This is a genomic window from Vibrio sp. qd031, from assembly GCF_002100145.1.
Lineage (GTDB): Bacteria > Pseudomonadota > Gammaproteobacteria > Enterobacterales > Vibrionaceae > Vibrio.
In genome coordinates this window covers 251,750-269,788 of the sequence record NZ_JXQD01000018.1, presented here as the reverse complement: position 1 = coordinate 269,788, position 18,039 = coordinate 251,750, and the positions used below count along the sequence as shown (strand labels likewise).

16 protein-coding genes are annotated in these 18,039 nt (G+C 44.6%); 7 read left to right on the top strand and 9 right to left on the bottom strand.

Translation table 11 applies throughout. The features are described 5' to 3' along the window. Positions 1–49 precede the first annotated feature (49 nt). Entirely contained in the window at positions 50–949 is a 900-nt protein-coding gene (locus ST37_RS07135; protein ID WP_084884980.1) for a LysR family transcriptional regulator, read from the top strand. A gap of 8 nt (positions 950–957) precedes the next feature. Then, positions 958–1,707: a DUF4344 domain-containing metallopeptidase gene (locus ST37_RS07130; protein WP_084884978.1), complete on the top strand. Its 750-nt coding sequence runs from the start codon at positions 958–960 to the stop codon at positions 1,705–1,707. A gap of 59 nt (positions 1,708–1,766) precedes the next feature. Here the strand turns inward: ST37_RS07130 and ST37_RS07125 are convergent, their stop codons facing one another. Next, positions 1,767–3,539: a transporter gene (locus tag ST37_RS07125; protein WP_084884977.1), complete on the bottom strand. Its 1,773-nt coding sequence runs from the start codon at positions 3,537–3,539 to the stop codon at positions 1,767–1,769. 1,298 nt (positions 3,540–4,837) lie between these two features. Between ST37_RS07125 and ST37_RS07120 the strand changes: the two genes are divergently transcribed. Then, positions 4,838–5,536: an oligogalacturonate-specific porin KdgM family protein gene (locus ST37_RS07120; protein ID WP_084884975.1), complete on the top strand. Its 699-nt coding sequence runs from the start codon at positions 4,838–4,840 to the stop codon at positions 5,534–5,536. Between the two features lie 100 nt (positions 5,537–5,636). Here the strand turns inward: ST37_RS07120 and ST37_RS07115 are convergent, their stop codons facing one another. The 3 genes from ST37_RS07115 to ST37_RS07105 form a co-directional block, all read right to left on the bottom strand. Then, a complete protein-coding gene (locus ST37_RS07115) occupies positions 5,637–6,350 on the bottom strand; it encodes a 3'-5' exonuclease (RefSeq protein WP_084884974.1) in 714 nt (237 codons plus the stop codon). Continuing rightward, positions 6,350–8,215: a putative nucleotidyltransferase substrate binding domain-containing protein gene (locus ST37_RS07110; RefSeq protein WP_084884972.1), complete on the bottom strand. Its 1,866-nt coding sequence runs from the start codon at positions 8,213–8,215 to the stop codon at positions 6,350–6,352. The genes ST37_RS07115 and ST37_RS07110 overlap by 1 nt, the downstream gene beginning before the upstream one ends. Positions 8,216–8,373: 158 nt before the next feature. After that, positions 8,374–9,081, bottom strand: a complete 708-nt coding sequence (locus ST37_RS07105) for a FadR/GntR family transcriptional regulator (RefSeq protein ID WP_084884971.1) — start codon at positions 9,079–9,081, stop codon at positions 8,374–8,376. Between the two features lie 484 nt (positions 9,082–9,565). Here ST37_RS07105 and ST37_RS07100 point away from each other — a divergent pair, with 484 nt between their 5' ends. Then, complete coding sequence (locus ST37_RS07100; RefSeq protein ID WP_084884969.1) at positions 9,566–10,288, top strand: FadR/GntR family transcriptional regulator; 723 nt, start codon at positions 9,566–9,568, stop codon at positions 10,286–10,288. 42 nt (positions 10,289–10,330) lie between these two features. After that, positions 10,331–11,689: an MATE family efflux transporter gene (locus tag ST37_RS07095; RefSeq protein ID WP_084884967.1), complete on the top strand. Its 1,359-nt coding sequence runs from the start codon at positions 10,331–10,333 to the stop codon at positions 11,687–11,689. Positions 11,690–11,705: 16 nt separating this feature from the next. Here the strand turns inward: ST37_RS07095 and ST37_RS07090 are convergent, their stop codons facing one another. From ST37_RS07090 to ST37_RS19965, 3 genes are all read right to left on the bottom strand, one after another. Next, positions 11,706–12,341: a LysE family translocator gene (locus ST37_RS07090; protein ID WP_084884966.1), complete on the bottom strand. Its 636-nt coding sequence runs from the start codon at positions 12,339–12,341 to the stop codon at positions 11,706–11,708. A 163-nt stretch (positions 12,342–12,504) separates the two neighbouring features. After that, positions 12,505–12,825: a heavy metal-binding domain-containing protein gene (locus ST37_RS07085; RefSeq protein WP_084884965.1), complete on the bottom strand. Its 321-nt coding sequence runs from the start codon at positions 12,823–12,825 to the stop codon at positions 12,505–12,507. A 194-nt stretch (positions 12,826–13,019) separates the two neighbouring features. Then, the gene (locus ST37_RS19965) at positions 13,020–13,166 is read right to left on the bottom strand and encodes a hypothetical protein (RefSeq protein WP_172400945.1); all 147 of its coding nucleotides are present in this window, start codon (positions 13,164–13,166) and stop codon (positions 13,020–13,022) included. A gap of 275 nt (positions 13,167–13,441) precedes the next feature. Here ST37_RS19965 and ST37_RS07080 point away from each other — a divergent pair, with 275 nt between their 5' ends. Then, on the top strand, positions 13,442–14,452 hold the full coding sequence (locus ST37_RS07080; protein ID WP_084884963.1) for an oxidoreductase family protein: 1,011 nt from the start codon (positions 13,442–13,444) through the stop codon (positions 14,450–14,452). A gap of 13 nt (positions 14,453–14,465) precedes the next feature. Here the strand turns inward: ST37_RS07080 and ST37_RS07075 are convergent, their stop codons facing one another. Further along, positions 14,466–15,836 (bottom strand): DEAD/DEAH box helicase, encoded by a 1,371-nt coding sequence (locus ST37_RS07075; RefSeq protein ID WP_084884961.1) that lies wholly within the window; start codon positions 15,834–15,836, stop codon positions 14,466–14,468. A gap of 205 nt (positions 15,837–16,041) precedes the next feature. Between ST37_RS07075 and dbpA the strand changes: the two genes are divergently transcribed. Further along, entirely contained in the window at positions 16,042–17,430 is a 1,389-nt protein-coding gene (gene dbpA, locus ST37_RS07070) for an ATP-dependent RNA helicase DbpA (protein ID WP_084884959.1), read from the top strand. Positions 17,431–17,602: 172 nt separating this feature from the next. Here dbpA and ST37_RS07065 read toward each other — a convergent pair whose 3' ends face one another. Then, positions 17,603–17,947 carry a YajD family HNH nuclease gene (locus ST37_RS07065; protein ID WP_084884958.1) on the bottom strand — a complete coding sequence of 115 codons (345 nt, stop codon included), beginning with the start codon at positions 17,945–17,947 and terminating at the stop codon, positions 17,603–17,605. Between the last annotated feature and the right edge of the window lie 92 nt (positions 17,948–18,039).

Below are 18,039 nucleotides of genomic sequence, written 5' to 3'. Positions count from 1 at the left end.
TTAATTAATGGAAATAATGAAAATTATTATTTCCAAAAGTGTATGAATAATGAAAGCCGATGACCTAGTGCTATTTTGTGATGTGGTGGAATTGGGCTCGTTCAGTAGAGCCGCAGAGGTACACAACTTAACCAACTCTGTTGTCAGCAAACGGATTGGCAAGCTTGAACAAACATTGGGTGTGCAGCTTTTGTATCGCAGTACACGTAAATTGCGCATGAGTGAAGCAGGGCAAAAACTGTTGGAACACGCGCAAAGGGTGAAACAAGCGACCAGTGGCGCTGAAGAAGCGGTGAGAGATCTAGGACAAGCGGTGACAGGGCAAGTCAAAATGTCGGTGCCAACGATCTCTGGAGAACTGGTATTGGCAGAGGCTGTTGCGGATTTTTGTCGCCAGCACCCAGGGCTGCACATTGATATGTCACTAGAAAATCGATTTGTGGATCTGTTTGATGAAGGTATGGATCTGGTCATCCGTACTGGCTACTTAGAAGATTCGTCTATGATCGCACGGCACTTAATTGATGCACAATGGATTGTGTGTGCATCGCCGCAATATTTGTCATCAAAGAGTCGCCCGCGAACCCCTCATCAGCTCGCAGAGCACAACTGTTTACTCTATACCTATCAAGCAACGGGTTCCAATGAGTGGGCGTTTAAGGACAACGATGCACCCTATACGGTGGTGGTGAATGGACACTTTTCTACTAATAACGCCGGAGTGCTTAAAAGGGCCGCCATAGCGGGTCATGGCATTGTCTATATTCCCCGCTGCTTAGTGTATAACGAGCTTCAAGGTGGTGAGTTAGTGGACATATTTCCCACTGAAGTGGCGAAAAAACTGGGAATTTACGCGGTCTATCCCTATACAAAACAATCACTTAAAAAAATCACTTTGTTGATAGAGCATATACGGTTAGCCTATCAGAAAATTGCGCATACATTTTAAGGACAAAAATGATGTCAAAGCTATGGATAGCGGTCGCCGCAGTTACTGCGTTGACAGGACATGCCTACGCGGGAAACTTGGTAAAAGTGAACTATCAACCTGCAACTACTCCCCATGAACTCCGAGTTAAAAATCTTATCGAGCAAAGTGGTGTAACCACGGAGTTTGAACAAATTGTCGACTCGTATTTTCCGTTAGATAAGCAGTTGCGCCTGATATACGGCGGTATTGAGGGGCCATTGTATGATCCTCAGCTGCACGCCATGTACGTTCCTTACACCTTTGTGGGAGAAGCGTTAAAATATTTTTCACAACACAGAGCCCCAGAACTTGCAGAAATAGGCGCGATAGACACGCTAATGCACACGTTGCTGCATGAAGCAGGACATGCTTTGGTGTTTGATAACCGAATACCGGTTTTGGGTAAGGAAGAAGATGCAGTAGACAATCTGGCTACGTTGCTAATGATCAAATATGTTGATGAAGGGGCTAAAGCAGCCATTAACGCGGCCACAATGTTTGATTATGAATCTCAGGATGGAAATGCGTTCTACGAGTACAGTGAGTATATCGACGAGCATAGCTTTGAATTGCAGCGTTACTTCTCAACCTTGTGTCTAGTATATGGAAGTAATCCACAATTGTTTGACGAATTGCTTGATGAAATAGAGCAGGACAGTTTGCAAGAAAAACAACAAACGTGCGTCGCAACCTATCACGACATTGATGATAATTGGCACTACTATTTAATCGATTAAAAAATGGCTACCAAAGGGTAGCCATTTTATTAGAAGCAATCTGTATATTGCGCTAGCGTTTAAGCTTTTACAGGTTTTGGATCTTCAACTGAATCGTCAACCGCTTTCACTAGTAACAGGCCTACGCCCATAACTATCGCGCCACAGAATACGAAGATCATGCGACCCCAAAGTGGGTTAGGAAGTAAGAACATAGCCATGATACCAACACCCGCAACAGCAATCAGTGAACCAAGCATGCGACGTTGTTTGTTGTCTAGCTTCTTCTGTTCAGCAGACTCAGAAACAAGTGGTGTTGCAAGGTTGTCGAAGAACTTGTCTACGTTCTGTTGACGCTCGTCTGATAGCGGCTTGTAGAACATTGTAGACGCCAGGAAGAAACCACCAGTAAACGCGATGTGGCTGATTAGGCCGATAGCAACTTTAAGATCTGACCACTCACGTGCAGTTAGCTCGTTAAGGCCAAATGCCGCTTGAACCATTTCTGGATTGATAACCACACCTACAATGTAAGATACGAATGCACCTACAAGTAGCGTACCCCAACCAGCCCAGTCTGGAGTCTTCTTGATGAAGAAGCCAAGGAATGCCGGAATGGTCATTGGGAAGCCAATCAATGCACCAACGTTCATCATCGCATCAAATAGACTTAGACCTTTTAGTGAGTTGATGAAGAGTGCGATTAGGATGATAGCAATACCAAACGCCGTTGAAGTGATTTTAGATACGGTTACAAGCTCACGTTCAGTCGCGTTTGGACGAAGGATCGGCTCGTAGAAGTTCTTAACAAAGATGCCTGAGTTACGGTTTAAGCCTGAGTCCATAGAAGACATGGTCGCGGCAAACATTGCTGCGATAAGTAGACCAACCATACCTGCTGGCATGAATTCTTGTACGAAGTATAGGTACGCAAAGTCAGCCGCTTTTTTACCTGCTTCTGGGTACGCTAGCGCTAGGTCAACACCTTGACCAGCAATGAACCATGAAGGCATGAACCAGAAGATTGGACCCATAGTCATTAGTACACAAGCAAGAAGTGCTGCTTTTTTAGCGTTGTTTGAGTCTTTCGCCGCAAGGTAGCGGTAAGAGTTAAGCATGTTGTTGGTGATAGAGAATTGCTTAATGAAGATAAAGAATGCCCAGATACCAAAGATGCTTAGGTAGTTAAGGTTGTTGCCTGAAACGAAGTTTGCACCTTCGTCGACAGGGAAGTTCGCAACGATTTCACCAACGCCACCACCTTGTACGATAGCAACAACAGCACAGGTTACTGTTACCGCCATGATGATAACCATCTGCATGAAGTCAGAAGCGATAACCGCCCAGGAACCGCCCGTTACAGACATTAGCAATACAACTAGGCCCGTTACGATAATTGTAGTGTTCATGTCGAAGCCAAAGATGCCTGAAGCAATGATTGCCAGACCGTTTAGCCAGATACCTGCAGAAATTACGCTGTTTGGCATGCTCGCCCATGTAAAGACCTGTTCGTTTTTATTACCAAAACGCATGCGAATCGCTTCAATAACCGTAACAACACGAAGTTGACGGAATTTTGGAGCGAAGTAAAGGTAGTTCATCAAGTAGCCGAATGCGTTCGCTACGAAAATGACCGCTACTGCGAAGCCATCGGTATACGCTTTACCTGCAGCGCCTGTAAAGGTCCATGCGCTAAATTGAGTCATAAATGCAGTTGCACCTACCATCCACCAAAGCATGCTACCGCCGCCTCGGAAGTAATCACTGGTAGTGCTAGTAAATGTTCTAAACATCCATCCTATTGCAATTAAGAATAGGAAATAGATGCCAACAATAACTGTATTGAGTTCCATCTTTATACCTTAAAATTTATGTGTTCAAAATTAACGTCGCTATCATAACCATCCATGTTTCAATTTGTACTACAATAACTCAAAAGCGTGACATATGTTTCAATATGTAAGATTTATTAATAATACAAGTGATCGTGATCGATTTTTGACACGCAAATTATGGGCTTAAAGGTAAGGCTAGTGTTAACGGGCTCTGTCAGGAGCGTTGTTCTAATGATGTAACGAGGATTGGTTTTTTATCGTTAAAGAATATAACGATACCTGAACAATTAACTAAACCATTAATACTACAAATAAAAAGACGCCCACATGGCCTGTAATCATGTGGGCGTAATCGGCGTAGGGACCGAGCGGAGCACAACTGCTCCAGTTTCTTCCGTTATTGTATTGGGGGGAAGTCTGTGATCACCGCGAAAAGTCGCCGTGACGTTAAATTTTTTATTGCATACCTATTTATAAAGCGACGATATGAACAACTATCGAAACAAATAACAATCCTATACACGCTGCAATGACCAACTGAACCGCAACGACCAGTGATGAAACGACCACCGACTTAAACATGTTCGATATAGCTGTTTTCATCTTCTATGTATTGTACCTATCTATAAGTGACGATGCGTTAATCTATTAGTGCTTCACTCCTCAAGCGCCAGCTAAGTATATTGTATTACAAATAAAAGTGAAACCCTTGTGAGTGGATTTATTAACCAGATCACAAAATATTTTTGCAGGCAATTGAATTAAACCATCGGGACTTAGGTTAAGTTATTGAAATTTAGTCGTTTTATATTATGGCGAGACAAGTTAAATAATCAGCTTTGGATTAGATGAACGCAAGAACATTGATGGAAAAGCTGTCACCACTGACTAAGATTCCGCTTTTTTGTATGACTTTACCAGGTTGAAAGTGGGCGCTACTAAAAGAAGAGCAAATGACATTTTCTAACATAGATACGCAAATGCGAATCATTTCGGTAAGATTGATACAAGATGGTGTATTTGCTATTTGACTAGCCAGAAATTGAGGGCTTTTTATTGGTTTGTATGACTAATAATGTGAATTCTGTTTGCGTTACCTCACAAATTCGGAAGCGAACACCGTAGTGGTACAAATGTGCTGTGTTGCTAGAAATTTCTTTTTTTATAGTCAGTTAAGGGGTTTTTGAGCTCGAATTTAGGTGTTTTTAGCTTTTGACAAAAATTTACAGTGACCATAATCACGGAACTTTTTCGACCCAACTTGTACCATTCTCCCATCCAATAAATAATACATTAACACAATTATGGGTTTGTATATGAACAAGTTCTCAACAGTGTCAATTGCAGTTGCTACTATGATTGCAGCGACAGCAGTATCAGCAACCAGCATTAACCTTCGTCACGAGTACAACACGACAAGTGGTGATTACAAAAACCGCGACCGTATTAGTGTTGCGCACCGTTTTGATAATGGTATTGGTTTTGCAGTAGAAGCAAAATGGAAGCACAAAAATGGTGGCTTCCTTACTGATATGGTGAGCAATGGCCACGAAGTAGGCATGAGCTACAACTACAAAATTGGTGAGTCTTTCACGTTTCAACCTGCATACGCGGCCGATTCTTCAGCTGATGGCACTGCTGTAACTCACAAATACAACCTACGTGGTATTCAACAAATTACAGATAACTGGGACGCCTCTCTACGCTATCGTTACGGTGACAAGCGTGCTCCAGAGGGCGAAAACAGCAACTACCATCAGTTTAACTTTGTAACTAGCTACAAACTTGGCTGGGGTAAAGTTGGTCTGGACCTGGAGTATAAAGACCTAGAAGAAGGCGGTTACAAAGATAAGGCTAGCGATCACCTAGTCAACTTCTTTGGTGAATACAACGGTTTCGAAAGCGGTTGGATCCCATTCGCTGAAGTAGGTGTTGTTACCTGGGACAAGAACGACGACGGTACTAAAGAAACTCACGGTATGCGTTACCGTGTAGGTGTGAAATACAACTTCTAAGTTGAGCGCACCCGTTATTAACGCACAGGGAACTTAAACAGTAACTCGCAATTAAAAGCTCTTGTCTAAGACAAGAGCTTTTTTAGTTGAAACTGCCTGTTTACTGGCTAAGTCGAAACAGTTTGGCAAAGCATAGTGGTGTGGAGCTGTTCAGACGATTCATTTGCGCCAATAACAACTCTGCTGTAGCAACAGCGTCAGTAAGAGCATTGTGGGCAGCATAAACTGGCAAATGATAGCGTTCTCGGGTCGTTCCGAGCGACACATCGGTATCGGGCCTGTTTAATGACTTCGCCATGTGCTTTTCAATACACATGGTATCTAACCAGAGAAGAGGCAACCCTTGATGGTGAAAGCTTCTTTCCAAATATCGAGCAATGAAACGCTGCTCGACAACGGTGGCATGGGCCACAATCACTTTACCTTCAGCAGCCTTAAAAAAAGCGGCCATAGCATCGTGTATTGATATTCCGGTTTTGAGCATTTTTGGAGTGATGTGATTTATCACTGCGGTTTCAGGTTTTATCTGCGATTTACTGTCGATAAGGATATGTTTAGACGTTTGAAGGTCAATTCGATTGCTGGACATCTCTACCCAGCCCATCGACAAAATACGATCTTCTGAGCTGTCGAGCCCAGTAGTCTCGAGATCCAGAGCGATATAATCTAGCGACTTTGCTTCTGTATCTAACGTCACTACTGGCGAGGACGAGAGAGCATAAAGCTGCTTGGGCAATTTTACGCTGTGGTTATATTGCTCTCTCTCGCGGAGAAACTTTGATAAAGGGTGAAACAGTTTGTTGTAGAGCTTCATCATCGATTTCCAAAGCGTACTTTTGCCGCTTCCTGCAAATTACTAATGATTCTAAAGGCATCTTTAAGGTGGGTACGCTCAAAGCTACCAAACAAGTTAGGATCGATGTTGTTGTCCGCCGGCTTTGCTTGCTTTAATGCGTCGAGCTGATGACTAAATCGAATTGACAAAATAAACTGATACGCCCCTGTGATATTACGCAGCGAGTCTTCACTTAGAAGGCCTTTTTTGGCAGCTTCAGCAAATCGTTCGTCGGTTGACGACGATTCACATTCCGCAGATAGGCCGTAGATTCGGGCTAGGTCGATGATAAGCGTAATAGCGTATTTCTTTATATCTAGGGTCTTTTTGTTTTCACCGGACTTTTCCAATACTAAGCTGTTAAAAATACCTAGCGGTGGAGTAGTGTTAATGGCATCTCGCACCAAAATACCAAGAAACTCGCGATTGCTGCGAATTGCTTTGTGCATCTCTTCGCGCAGTGTCGTTTCAAAGTCTTTGTTACCATAAACACTTCGAATTTCAAGAAAGACACTAATATTGAGCAGGCGTTCATACTCTGGGTTTGAGACCCATTTTTTATAGTAATGCTTCCACATCGACAGCGGTTGGCACCATTTTGAGCTCGCCGCCATGTAGTTTCCTGGGCACAATGGGTAATCACATTTCGCTAAACCATTTGTGACGATGAGCGCCAAATGTTTAAAGTAAATCTTGTCACTGTCGGTCGCATCATCGGCCAGTACCAAAGCGCTGTCTTGGTCTGACAGCATATGGACTTCGTTTCGCGCATGTGATCCCGCTACAATCCACGAAAAATCGCACGGTGGTGCACCAAGTTTTTCGATGGCTATCTGAATGAGCCTGCGGGTATAGGCATCCATGATCATCGACATGACCTTTCCGATCACTTCCGGTGGGACTTTACCTTCAACTAAGGCTTCGAAAATTGCTTGTCGTTCCGGCGTGAAGCTGGCCAAGCTGGAAATATCTTCCGCATATTTGATTTTTTCGATTAAAAATATCGCTTGCACGCGGTGGTTTTGAACCAAATGGGAGGTTGTTAATAAGCCTATTACTTTATTGTTTTCGACAACCGGTAAATTACGGATGTTGAATTGCATCATCACCGAGGCTGCGTGCAACACTAGATCATCTGGTTTGATGGTCAGTGGCGAGTGCGTCATCACTGAAGAAATGGGCTGATCAATTGATACACCATGTGCGATGACTCGCTTGGTCATGTCCCTATCGGTGATAAGGCCGACCAGCTTGTCGTTGTCATAGACTACTGCGCAAGGGGAGCGCTGGATGACACGCATATCGTGAGCCACGTTTTGTATAGTATCGTCGGCATTTACCACCGATATTCGGCCACTTGCCACCTCTTTGACTTGGCGTATGAACAGGCCTTTTTCTTTGTTTGACCAGACGACATCAAGCGCCGATTTTAGTCGTACCTGAGCTTGAGAGGCAAAGTGTTCTGCGTATTCAGGATGCGCAACAAACAGGCTCTTTAAGGCCGATTGTGGTACGACATACAGCAGCGAGTCTTCTATGGCATTGGCTATGTAATCATTGTCGCTGTCTTGTTCACTACTCAGAAAAGAAAATCCAAACAGATCTTCAGGCCCAAGTTTGGCTCTAAGTACGCCATCACGCTTTCGCTGTTCGATGGAGCCGGTCCGTACAATATACAGTGATTTGCTTTGCTCGTTCTCGCAAGGGTCGATGCTTTCACCTTTGCCTAAATAGATAATTTGAATGTGCGAGCATAGGGGCTCTAGCGCCGCTTTAGGGATCTTATCAAATGGCACAATTTGAGAGACAAATTGCACAATATTAGGAAAAAGTGAGTTTTGCATAATCGCCCTTATCAATTAATTTGTATTATTATATATTTATAAGTTTCAGCTCATCAACCGATGGTTCTGATTATGTGAGACCTTTGTTAAGCCGCGCAGGCATAAAAAAACCGCATCACTAACTATGACGCGGTTTTTTAGATTTTTCGAGTGTCTAATTACAGACGGTGCTTAGATTCTAGCAAGTGATTGGCCGACGCTGAACGCGCTTTATCGCTGTTTCCGGCCATAATCGCATCGTAAATTTGACGGTGCTCTTCAATACACGTGCTACCTTCTTCCGAAGAGTGAGCAATGAAATTCTCAAACATAGTAGTGAGAATATTACCAAACGGAAGATAGAAGTTATTGCCAGTCGCATTAAAAATTAGGCTGTGGAATTTGGTATCAATGTCCAACCAATTCTCTTGATCAAATTCTGGTGCTTCGGACACTTCAACCATGCGTTGGAATGTTTCTGACAACTCTATGCGTTGCTCTGCTGTGGCGTGAACCGCCGCCAGCGCACAGGCTTCAGGCTCTATTGCACGGCGCAGACCGAGGAACTGCTGACAGAATTGATCGACATCGGCTAATCCATCCATCCACTCAATAAGTTGTGGATCGAGAAAGTTCCAATAGGCTCTATTGACGACTCGAGTGCCTACTTTAGGCTTCGATTCCAGCAAGCCTTTAGATGTAAGGAGTTTTACCGCTTCACGTAATGCAGTCCGGCTGATACCAAATTGCTCGCATAATGCCATTTCACCCGGCAGGATAGATCCTTGGGCAAGCTCACCAGACAAGATACCACGAGCGATCTCGCGAGCAACTTGTACGTGTAAGCTGCGTTTAGAGCCAGCAATTGAACTGAAAGAATTTGCCATACTTATTTACACTTATGTATTATTTAAGTGGTACTATACCACTCGCCTCGTTGCACACCAACACAACAAGTCCATTAAGTAAGTATAGCTCACAGCTTATTTTCGGCATTGTAGGTAAATCGTGCGCGGTTTCTATTTTTACGGCCTTGCCGCAACCAGCCCGTAACATATATTAATACAATATTGATATATGGCAGGGCCGTTGGTGATGACTCTCACAAATTCCCTCAATAACTCAATAATTTCGCCAGATCAGGTCGCTTATTGACCAGTGTCACTTGTGAAATAAATATCTTATTGTATTATTAATGGGTCGTTCCGCAAGCAACAAATGTAGATGCGACAAAGAGCGTAGTCATATTCGACAGCTCTTTTTTCTTGTAAGTCCCTCTGCTGATTCTATTTTCTCTCAATCTCAGATTGAATCAATAAAAGCACAAAAGTGGCTTATGCAGACGTTAACTCATGTATTTAGAGGTGTAACATGGCACAGTTTTCACTTGTGGAAGATTCTAGCCGAAAGATCCATGTGCAAGTTGCACGACAAATTGCTCGCAAAATATTGTCTGGCGAACTGAGTCCAAACGAAAAAATTCCCAGTGAGATCGAGCTGTGTGATTCTTTTGGTGTAAGTCGCACTGCATTACGCGAGTCGACTAAACTCCTTTCTGCCAAGGGCCTACTTCTGTCCAAGCCGAAAGTAGGCACTACAATTCGCCCGCGCAATCATTGGCACTTCCTTGATCCTCAATTACTTGAATGGATTCAAGATTTGGAAGATACCAAACCGTTTTTAAGCCAGTTTTTAGGACTGCGAAAAGCGATAGAGCCAGAAGCCTGCGCTCTAGCCGCAAGTAATGCTAACTCAGAACAACGTAAAGAGTTGTCTGTTGTATTTCAAAATATGACGGTTGCTGCCGACAATTATGATTACGACATGTGGCGTGAGAACGACCATAAGTTTCACCAGCTGATTTTCCAATCAACGTCGAATCAGTTTTTTGTTCCTTTTGGCAATATCTTGTCGGCAATCTTTAAAGCATTTATCGACGAAGCTGCAGAAGGCGGACGCTTCTGCGTGGAAGAGCATCGCGATATTTACAATTCAATTATGGCGGGAGATGGAGAGCGCGCGCGCAATGCATCGGCAGTGTTACTCAAGGATGACAACCAACGTTTGTCGAAATTAGAAGAGGCTATTGCTTAACAAGCGCAATAGCTATTTAAAGTTTGTAGTAATACGGTACACATGTCATCTCAGTCTTACGTTAAAAAAAATCTGTCTTTAGCATGGCCGCTCGCGCTGAATGCACTGCTCATGCAGTCCATGCTAATGATCGACACCCTTCTTATTTCCCCATTGGGTGAAATTTCATTAGCCGCAATGGGTATTGCTAGCACCATTGTTTTCTTTGTCTTGGGCATCCAAATGGCCTTGGCCAACGGTACTCAGTTAGTGTTAAGCCGAGCTTTTGGTTCTGGCTCCGAGAACTCGCTTCGCAAGGGGCTGTGGTCAGGAATGAGCATTAACTTCATTGTCGCGCTGTTGTTTTTTGTCTTGATAAAACTGTTCGATCGGCAATTGATTGGACTGCTGACCGATGATGCAAGCCTAACTACAGAAGTTCTTTGCTACCTCGAAGTGTCATTGTATATCGTGTTATTCAATGCGATCACTCAGGTGATGATCGCACTGTTTAATGCAGTTGGTCGCACCAAAATTCCTTTCAAAGGTTATCTACTCGAGCTGCCTATTAATGTTGCGGCATCGTATTTGTTAGTTTTCGGTAGCGGTGATTGGAGCGGGTTAGGTGTCCAAGGTGCTGCTGCAGGGAGTCTAATAGCCATTACTCTGCGCATGCTATTTTTGGGCATTTGTGTCAGACGTTATCATGCACCGTTGTTGAGTTGGGCGAAACTAGATGCTTCTTTGCGTAATAATATGCGGAACCACTTCCGAGAGATTTTCCCTGTTGCAGTAAACATAACAATGTTGCAAACCGGTGCGACAATTTACATGTTGATTCTGTCCCAGTTGCCGTTAAGCGCTTATGTAGCGATTACTCTGGTTATGCCATGGGTAAGGGCAGGGACACAGTTTATTACTGCTTGGGCACATTCATCGGCGATTACCGTTAGCCAAGCGATTGGATCTGGGCAAATGGGTGATTTGCGCAAAAACGTTGACGTCAGTATTGATATTGCAGTAGTTATTTCGCTGTTTTCAGCACTATTATTTGTGGGACTCAGCTTAGTTCTACCCCATCTTTATCCCAATCTCGACGATGCAACGTATTATGCATTAATGGCGATTGCACCACTCTACATCTTCTTACCTATTGTAAGAGGTTACAATACGGTTCACGGCCATGTGTTAAGAGCGCTTGGTAAAACGACGTCGGTATTCAAAATCAACTTTACCGGCCAGTGGGTTATTTCACTGCCGTTATGCGCACTGATTGTTATTGGATTAGATGGGTCGATATTTTGGGCTTTTGCGGTATTTGCTATTGAAGAGATGGTTAAAATGCTGCCATTTCGCTATTTAGCTAGAAAGTCCTTAGACGAGTTTGATATGAGCAAAGCAGAGAAGTTAATGTACGATTAACTTCTCATGTGCAGAGTTAAGCTTGAGCGCGGGAGGTAAACGTCAGTAATGCACCTGCGCTCATAAACACTGAACCACTGATTCTGTTAAACATTTTGGCTCGTCCAGCGGCCAACAACCACTTTGACGAGCGGCTGCCTAAGTATCCATAAAATACTAACCATGAGAGCTCAAATACCGCAAAGGTTGCAGTGAAAACCAGATACTGGCTCCAAAGCGATGCACTAGGGTCAATAAATTGTGGGAACAGAGCGGTAAAGAAAACAATGGCTTTAGGATTGCTCGCACCCACAATAAACCCACTAGTAAACTGCTTTGCGGCGCTTGTTGGTTGGGACGACGCTGTTGTTTCAGTGGTGTACTCTTGTTGTGACGAACGAAACGCTTGCCATCCTAAATACACCAAATAGGCCGCACCACACCATTTAACCAGATTAAAAACGACTTCCGATGACGCAATGATCACCCCAAGCCCAGTAAAGGAAAGGCTTAATATGATGGTGATGGCGCATAAGCTCCCAAGAGCGGTAAAGGTTGCACTTCGTAAACCTTGCGTAACCCCTTTGCTCATGCAAAGCAGCGAGCTAGGGCCGGGAGAGGCCGTGAGCACTAATATAGCGAGGGCGTAAAGTATCCATGTGTCCAACGTCATTGAACCTCCTTGTTGAATTCGTAATTGCCATATCCGTTGGCAATGTATTGCTGAATTATCAGCCTACCATATGTTGCGATGGTGTTGCTACAAAGTATCAATGTACAGACAGTAGTTGGGGGCGAGGTGCGAATTGCGCTCTAGCACCATAGTGGTATTACGGTTACCTAATCTTAACAGCAGTACCACTGACACTCACCATGAGCATGCTGCCACCTTGTCCTACGACTTCGTAGTCAATATCAATCCCCACGATACCATTTGCACCAAGTTCTTTGGCTCGGTCTTCCATTTCTTGGAATGCAATCTCTCTTGCCCGTCCCATCTCTTTTTCATACGCACCAGAGCGTCCACCCACGATGTCGCGAATCGAACTGAAAAAATCTTTAAACACGTTAGCACCAAGAATGGCTTCACCAACGACGATATCGAGGTAATCGGTAATTTCACGTCCGTCGACGGTTGACGTTGTGGTCTTTAGCATGGAATGCCCTTATTCTAAAATTAAACTATTACGCTATTTAACATAGAGTTAGAGTTTCTAAATAGTAGAACAAGTGCGTTGGTAAGTCACTGCTGTCAAGGGAGTAGGTAGACAAGGCGTAAAGATCGCTATCCGTATAGTGTCACGAGCACGCTTAGCAACTTGAATATCAGATTAATGGTGTTGAATAATCTCTATTTAATACCCTTCATAGCGTTTTCAAGAGCTGTATGGAACAGGTCGGCAATGGACTCGGGGGAATGAAGCTCGAGGCCAAAGTGGGCCACAGCACTCCAAAACATTCCTATCGCCACTAAAAAGACTAAGTATTCTTTTATCATTGTTCACCCCCAAGTTGACTCAGTATGCGAACAAACGGTGAGCATCGCCTCGTCGCAGAGAGTGATATTCTCTCCAGCTCTTTGGTATGAACTCTCTACGTTTTTTTGGAATCTAAAGTTCTCTAGTTAGAGTGATTTCAGCCTTTAGCATGAGTAGTATTGCGTGCGTTATCCAATGGGGGAGCTTTGTTTAAGAATGTCAAAAATGGGTATTGAGGCTGACGGATGTATGGCAAACTATCGACAGTCCAATCGACATGTCTTAAAGGGCAAACGTGAATCAGTTCGAACAGCGGATCCTACAAGTAACAGGCGCAAAAGCCATTTCAAACATTGAAACTCTACAAACGTTATGGGGCGGATACGGGGCGTTATTGCGGGTGAGTTTGGATGGTGGTTTATATCGAAGCGTCATCACTAAACAGATAGATCTTCCTGACTTTTCTGAGAAGGAAGCGCATCCGAGAGGTTGGGATACCCAGTTGTCGCACGCTAGAAAGTTGAAATCGTATCAAGTGGAGCTTACTTGGTATAAAGAGTTCGCGTCGTTGTGCGATGAAAATCATAAAGTCCCACTGTGTCTCGATAGCGCGTGTGAAGGGCAGTCGATGATGTTTATTCTCGAAGACCTTGCAGCGTTAGGCTATCCAAATGCACTCTCACTTCCTACGGAAGCGGCCATTTATGCGGGGTTAAGTTGGTTGGCCTCTTTTCACGCCCATTTTATGAATGTTGCGCCTAAGGGACTATGGGATGAAGGCACTTATTGGCATCTAAAAACCCGCCCAGATGAGCTCGCTGTTCTTCAAGATCAATCACTTAAGCAAGCGGCCAACGATATCGATTTGCTACTAACGAAAAACAAGTATCAAACTTTAGTTCATGGCGACGCCAAGCTGGCCAATTTTTGCTTCTCTACCTCACACCAATCGGCGGCTGCAGTCGATTTTCAGTACGTGGGTCGTGGCTGTGGAATGAAGGATGTGGCGCTTTTTTTATCGAGCGTTCTCACATTTGAAGAGACATCGCAACACGTTGAGACCTATTTAAAGCATTATTTTCGAGAATTAACCAGCTCGTTGGAAGAGTTTCAGCCGAGCCTTGATGCCCAAGATGTTGTGACAACATGGATGAAGCTTTACCCCGTCGCGTGGGCAGACTTTCAGCGATTTGTAAAAGGCTGGAGTCCGGATCATTGGAAGATCAACCCATTTACCGAATCTCTCACAGAGCAAGCAATATCACTATTGCCCGCTCTTAAACGCGAGCTGCTATTAAGGCGCTAACCGTGTACAGACTCTAGTGATGGGTCTTAGCGCTGGCTTGAGCGTTGCCTTGGTTGTCGCCACCGGCTTTACGCACTCGCTTATGGCGAGGGTTCTTAGATATCGGCTTGTTGCCACGACGAGCGGCTCCAGAGCGTTGACCGTCATTGTGTTCGTCTTTCTTGGCCGCGCTATTGCCCATCGGCTTTTTAGGTTTCTTTGGCTTTTTCGCCTTAACAGCACGATTATCAAGACGTGATTCTGGCACTGGGTTAACCGCTGTGAAATCTGGGTGCTCGATGCGTGGTAATATTGCTTTGGTTAAACGCTCAATGGCGAATAACTCTTTAGTTTCATCATTACACACCAAGGATACTGCTTCGCCAACCGCACCAGCGCGGCCTGTGCGGCCAATACGGTGCACGTAATCTTCTGCAACGTGCGGCAAATCGAAGTTAACCACAAAGGGTAGGTGAGCAATATCGATGCCGCGTGCAGCAATATCTGTCGCAACCAACGCTTGAATCTCACCGTTTTTAAACCCGGCCAATGCCTTGGTACGTGCGCCTTGGCTTTTATTGCCGTGAATGGGTGCCGAGGTGATGCCTTGTTTTTCAAGATGAGCACTAAGGCGGTTGGCACCGTGTTTGGTTCGGGCAAAAATCAGTACTTGTTTCCAATTATGCTGTTTAATCAAACTCACTAGCAGCGGTGCTTTCTTACGCTTATCCGTGATGTAGATAGACTGTTTAACAGTCTCTGCAGTGGTGTTACGTGGGCTCACAGAGACTTCAACTGGATCAGAGACTAAGCCTTTGGCGAGTTCACGAATTTCATCGGAGAATGTCGCAGAGAACAGCAAGTTCTGGCGTTTCTTAGGGAGAACAGCCAAGATTTTTTTAATGTCTCTAATAAAGCCCATGTCGAGCATGCGATCGGCTTCATCCAAAACCAATACTTCTAGCTGATCAAATCTCACCGCTTTTTGCTGGAACAGATCCAACAGTCGGCCAGGAGTGGCAACCAAAATGTCCACGCCCTTGCGTAGCGCCATCATCTGCGGATTGATTTTAACCCCACCAAAGACCACTTGAGTGTTAAGGCGAGTATGGCGGCTGTACTGATGAGCATTGTCTTGAACCTGTGCGGCCAGTTCACGGGTAGGGGTTAATACCAACGCGCGTACTTGATTGCTTTTTACTTGAGGGCCTTTAGAAAGATTTTCTAAAATAGGCAGAACAAAGCTGGCGGTTTTACCGGTTCCGGTCTGTGCCGCTGCCATGATGTCTTTGCCTTGGATCACCACAGGAATAGATTGTGCTTGGATGGGAGTGGGCTCTGAATATCCTTGCTCCTCAATCGCTTTAAGAAGAGGGGCGGATAGTCCAAGGGTAGAAAAGCTCATATTCGGTGCTCATTTTGACAGTGATGCTAGGGAGTAGCATAAGGCTGCGTATTGTGAAGAGAGTGCACCCAATATGCAAATTTAAATGTATTGTACAAAGTGTGAGGAATATTGCGGTGTTTCGACTATAATCGTGCCAACTTCCCGCATCCCGACTCAAAAGTCATTGGAATGCGAATCCCATTACCTTATTACAGGTGCAGCTTTGAGTAATTTATCTTTTTCGGCATTAACGATGGATGCCAGTCTTTTATCCAACCTTGAGTCTTTAGGTTATCAATCAATGACCGCTATACAGGCGCAAAGTTTGCCATTAATTCTCGAAGGCAAAGACGTGATTGGACAAGCTAAAACGGGCTCAGGGAAGACAGCTGCGTTTGGTCTTGGTTTGTTAAACAATCTGAACGTAAAGCGATTTAGAGTGCAGTCGCTGGTGTTGTGTCCAACACGCGAATTGGCCGATCAAGTCGCCCAAGAAATTCGCAAATTGGCACGAGGCATTCATAACATTAAAGTGCTGACGTTATGCGGCGGTATGCCTATGGGACCTCAGATTGGCTCTCTAGAGCATGGGGCACACATTCTAGTAGGAACGCCGGGGCGTATTCTCGATCACTTAGATAAAGGCCGTATCAATTTAGACGAGTTAAACACGCTAGTCTTAGATGAAGCCGATCGCATGCTCGATATGGGCTTTCAAGATGCGTTGGACGCGATTGTTGAGCAAGCGCCTGTTGAGCGCCAATCGCTCCTGTTTAGCGCGACCTTTCCAAAGCAGATCCAGTCGATCTCTGAACGCATTTTAAATAACCCAACGGTTATTAAAGTAGAAGCAACTCACGACCATTCAACGATTAAGCAGCATTTCTATAAGGTTGAAGGCCGAGAAGAGCGCGATGAGGCGTTGGAGCTACTGCTTCTTCACTATCGTCCAGAGTCTACGGTTGTGTTCTGCAATACCAAAAAAGAGACTCAAGAAATTGCAGATGGTCTTAATTACCTAGGCTTTAGCGTTACCGCTCTGCACGGTGATATGGAGCAGCGCGAGCGCGATCAGGCACTGATTCAATTTTCCAATAAGAGTATTTCCATATTGGTTGCTACCGACGTCGCTGCCCGTGGTTTGGATGTGGATAATTTGGACGCGGTCATTAACTACCAGCTATCTCGCGACCCAGAAGTTCATGTGCATCGTATTGGACGCACAGGTCGAGCTGGAAGCAAAGGATTGGCGTGTAGTTTCTATAGCGACAATGAAAGCTATAAAGTGGCGTTGATCGATGAGTATATGGATCAAGCGATTGAAGGTGAGCCGTTACCCGATTCTGTTGCATTGCAAAATAAGCCTTATGACTCGGCAATGCGCACCATACAGATTGACGGTGGCAAGAAACAAAAACTGCGCCCTGGTGATATTTTAGGAGCACTGACTAGCGGTGGAGAGCTTACCGGTGACAGTATCGGTAAAATCAAAGTGCAAGCGATGCGTGCGTATGTTGCGGTTGAAAAAGGGATCGCTAAAAAAGCGCTGAACAAAATACAAAACGGCAAAATGAAAGGCCGCCAGTTTAGAGCGAGATTGATTCAGTCGTAATATGAGGCGTTGCGCAGTGGCATAGGCGATGCCGCATTAAAGATGCCATACAAAAAATGAATGCCCCTGAAGTGCATACTTTAGGGGCATTTTTTTCTCAAGGAGTCAGTCTCGATGGTGTATTACCTAAAACTCGCGGATAAACCATGCGGACTGGTGCGACTTTCTAGCGTTATTTCTTCATCATTTTGGCGAGATCGGCAAACGGGTTGTGCGTGGCAGTTTCATGGTCGTCCAATCGCGCCGTCGCTTCAACGCCATATCGCTCATGGTCGAGATACTTAGAGTGTTCATGATCGTGGCAATACAGGCAAAGGAGTTCCCAGTTACTGCCATCTTCTGGGTTATTGGTGTGATCATGGTCGACGTGATGCACGGTTAACTCACGTAGGTTCGAGTAAACAAATTCACGTGCACACTTTCCACATACCCAAGGGTATAGTTTGAGTGCTTTTTCGCGATAGCCTTGTTCTGCGCGCGCATAGGCGGCACTTGAGCCAGTGTAATCTGAAGACATATTTTAACCCTATAAATGATGACGAACTATCGGCTTATTATTGCAAGCTTCCAGTATAGAGTACATAGCAAAAAGCCCCGCTGTCACACAAG

What these genes read in the sequence shown, in the direction of transcription:
- ST37_RS19965 (WP_172400945.1), bottom strand. Translation starts at nt 13,166, where the DNA reads ATGATAAAAGAATACTTAGTCTTTTTAGTGGCGATAGGAATGTTTTGG.
- ST37_RS07115 (WP_084884974.1), bottom strand. Translation starts at nt 6,350, where the DNA reads ATGAAGCTCTACAACAAACTGTTTCACCCTTTATCAAAGTTTCTCCGC.
- ST37_RS07130 (WP_084884978.1), top strand. Translation starts at nt 958, where the DNA reads ATGATGTCAAAGCTATGGATAGCGGTCGCCGCAGTTACTGCGTTGACA.
- ST37_RS07085 (WP_084884965.1), bottom strand. Translation starts at nt 12,825, where the DNA reads ATGCTAAAGACCACAACGTCAACCGTCGACGGACGTGAAATTACCGAT.
- ST37_RS07125 (WP_084884977.1), bottom strand. Translation starts at nt 3,539, where the DNA reads ATGGAACTCAATACAGTTATTGTTGGCATCTATTTCCTATTCTTAATT.
- ST37_RS07100 (WP_084884969.1), top strand. Translation starts at nt 9,566, where the DNA reads ATGGCACAGTTTTCACTTGTGGAAGATTCTAGCCGAAAGATCCATGTG.
- ST37_RS07095 (WP_084884967.1), top strand. Translation starts at nt 10,331, where the DNA reads ATGTCATCTCAGTCTTACGTTAAAAAAAATCTGTCTTTAGCATGGCCG.
- ST37_RS07135 (WP_084884980.1), top strand. Translation starts at nt 50, where the DNA reads ATGAAAGCCGATGACCTAGTGCTATTTTGTGATGTGGTGGAATTGGGC.
- ST37_RS07090 (WP_084884966.1), bottom strand. Translation starts at nt 12,341, where the DNA reads ATGACGTTGGACACATGGATACTTTACGCCCTCGCTATATTAGTGCTC.
- ST37_RS07105 (WP_084884971.1), bottom strand. Translation starts at nt 9,081, where the DNA reads ATGGCAAATTCTTTCAGTTCAATTGCTGGCTCTAAACGCAGCTTACAC.
- ST37_RS07075 (WP_084884961.1), bottom strand. Translation starts at nt 15,836, where the DNA reads ATGAGCTTTTCTACCCTTGGACTATCCGCCCCTCTTCTTAAAGCGATT.
- ST37_RS07120 (WP_084884975.1), top strand. Translation starts at nt 4,838, where the DNA reads ATGAACAAGTTCTCAACAGTGTCAATTGCAGTTGCTACTATGATTGCA.
- ST37_RS07110 (WP_084884972.1), bottom strand. Translation starts at nt 8,215, where the DNA reads ATGCAAAACTCACTTTTTCCTAATATTGTGCAATTTGTCTCTCAAATT.
- ST37_RS07065 (WP_084884958.1), bottom strand. Translation starts at nt 17,947, where the DNA reads ATGTCTTCAGATTACACTGGCTCAAGTGCCGCCTATGCGCGCGCAGAA.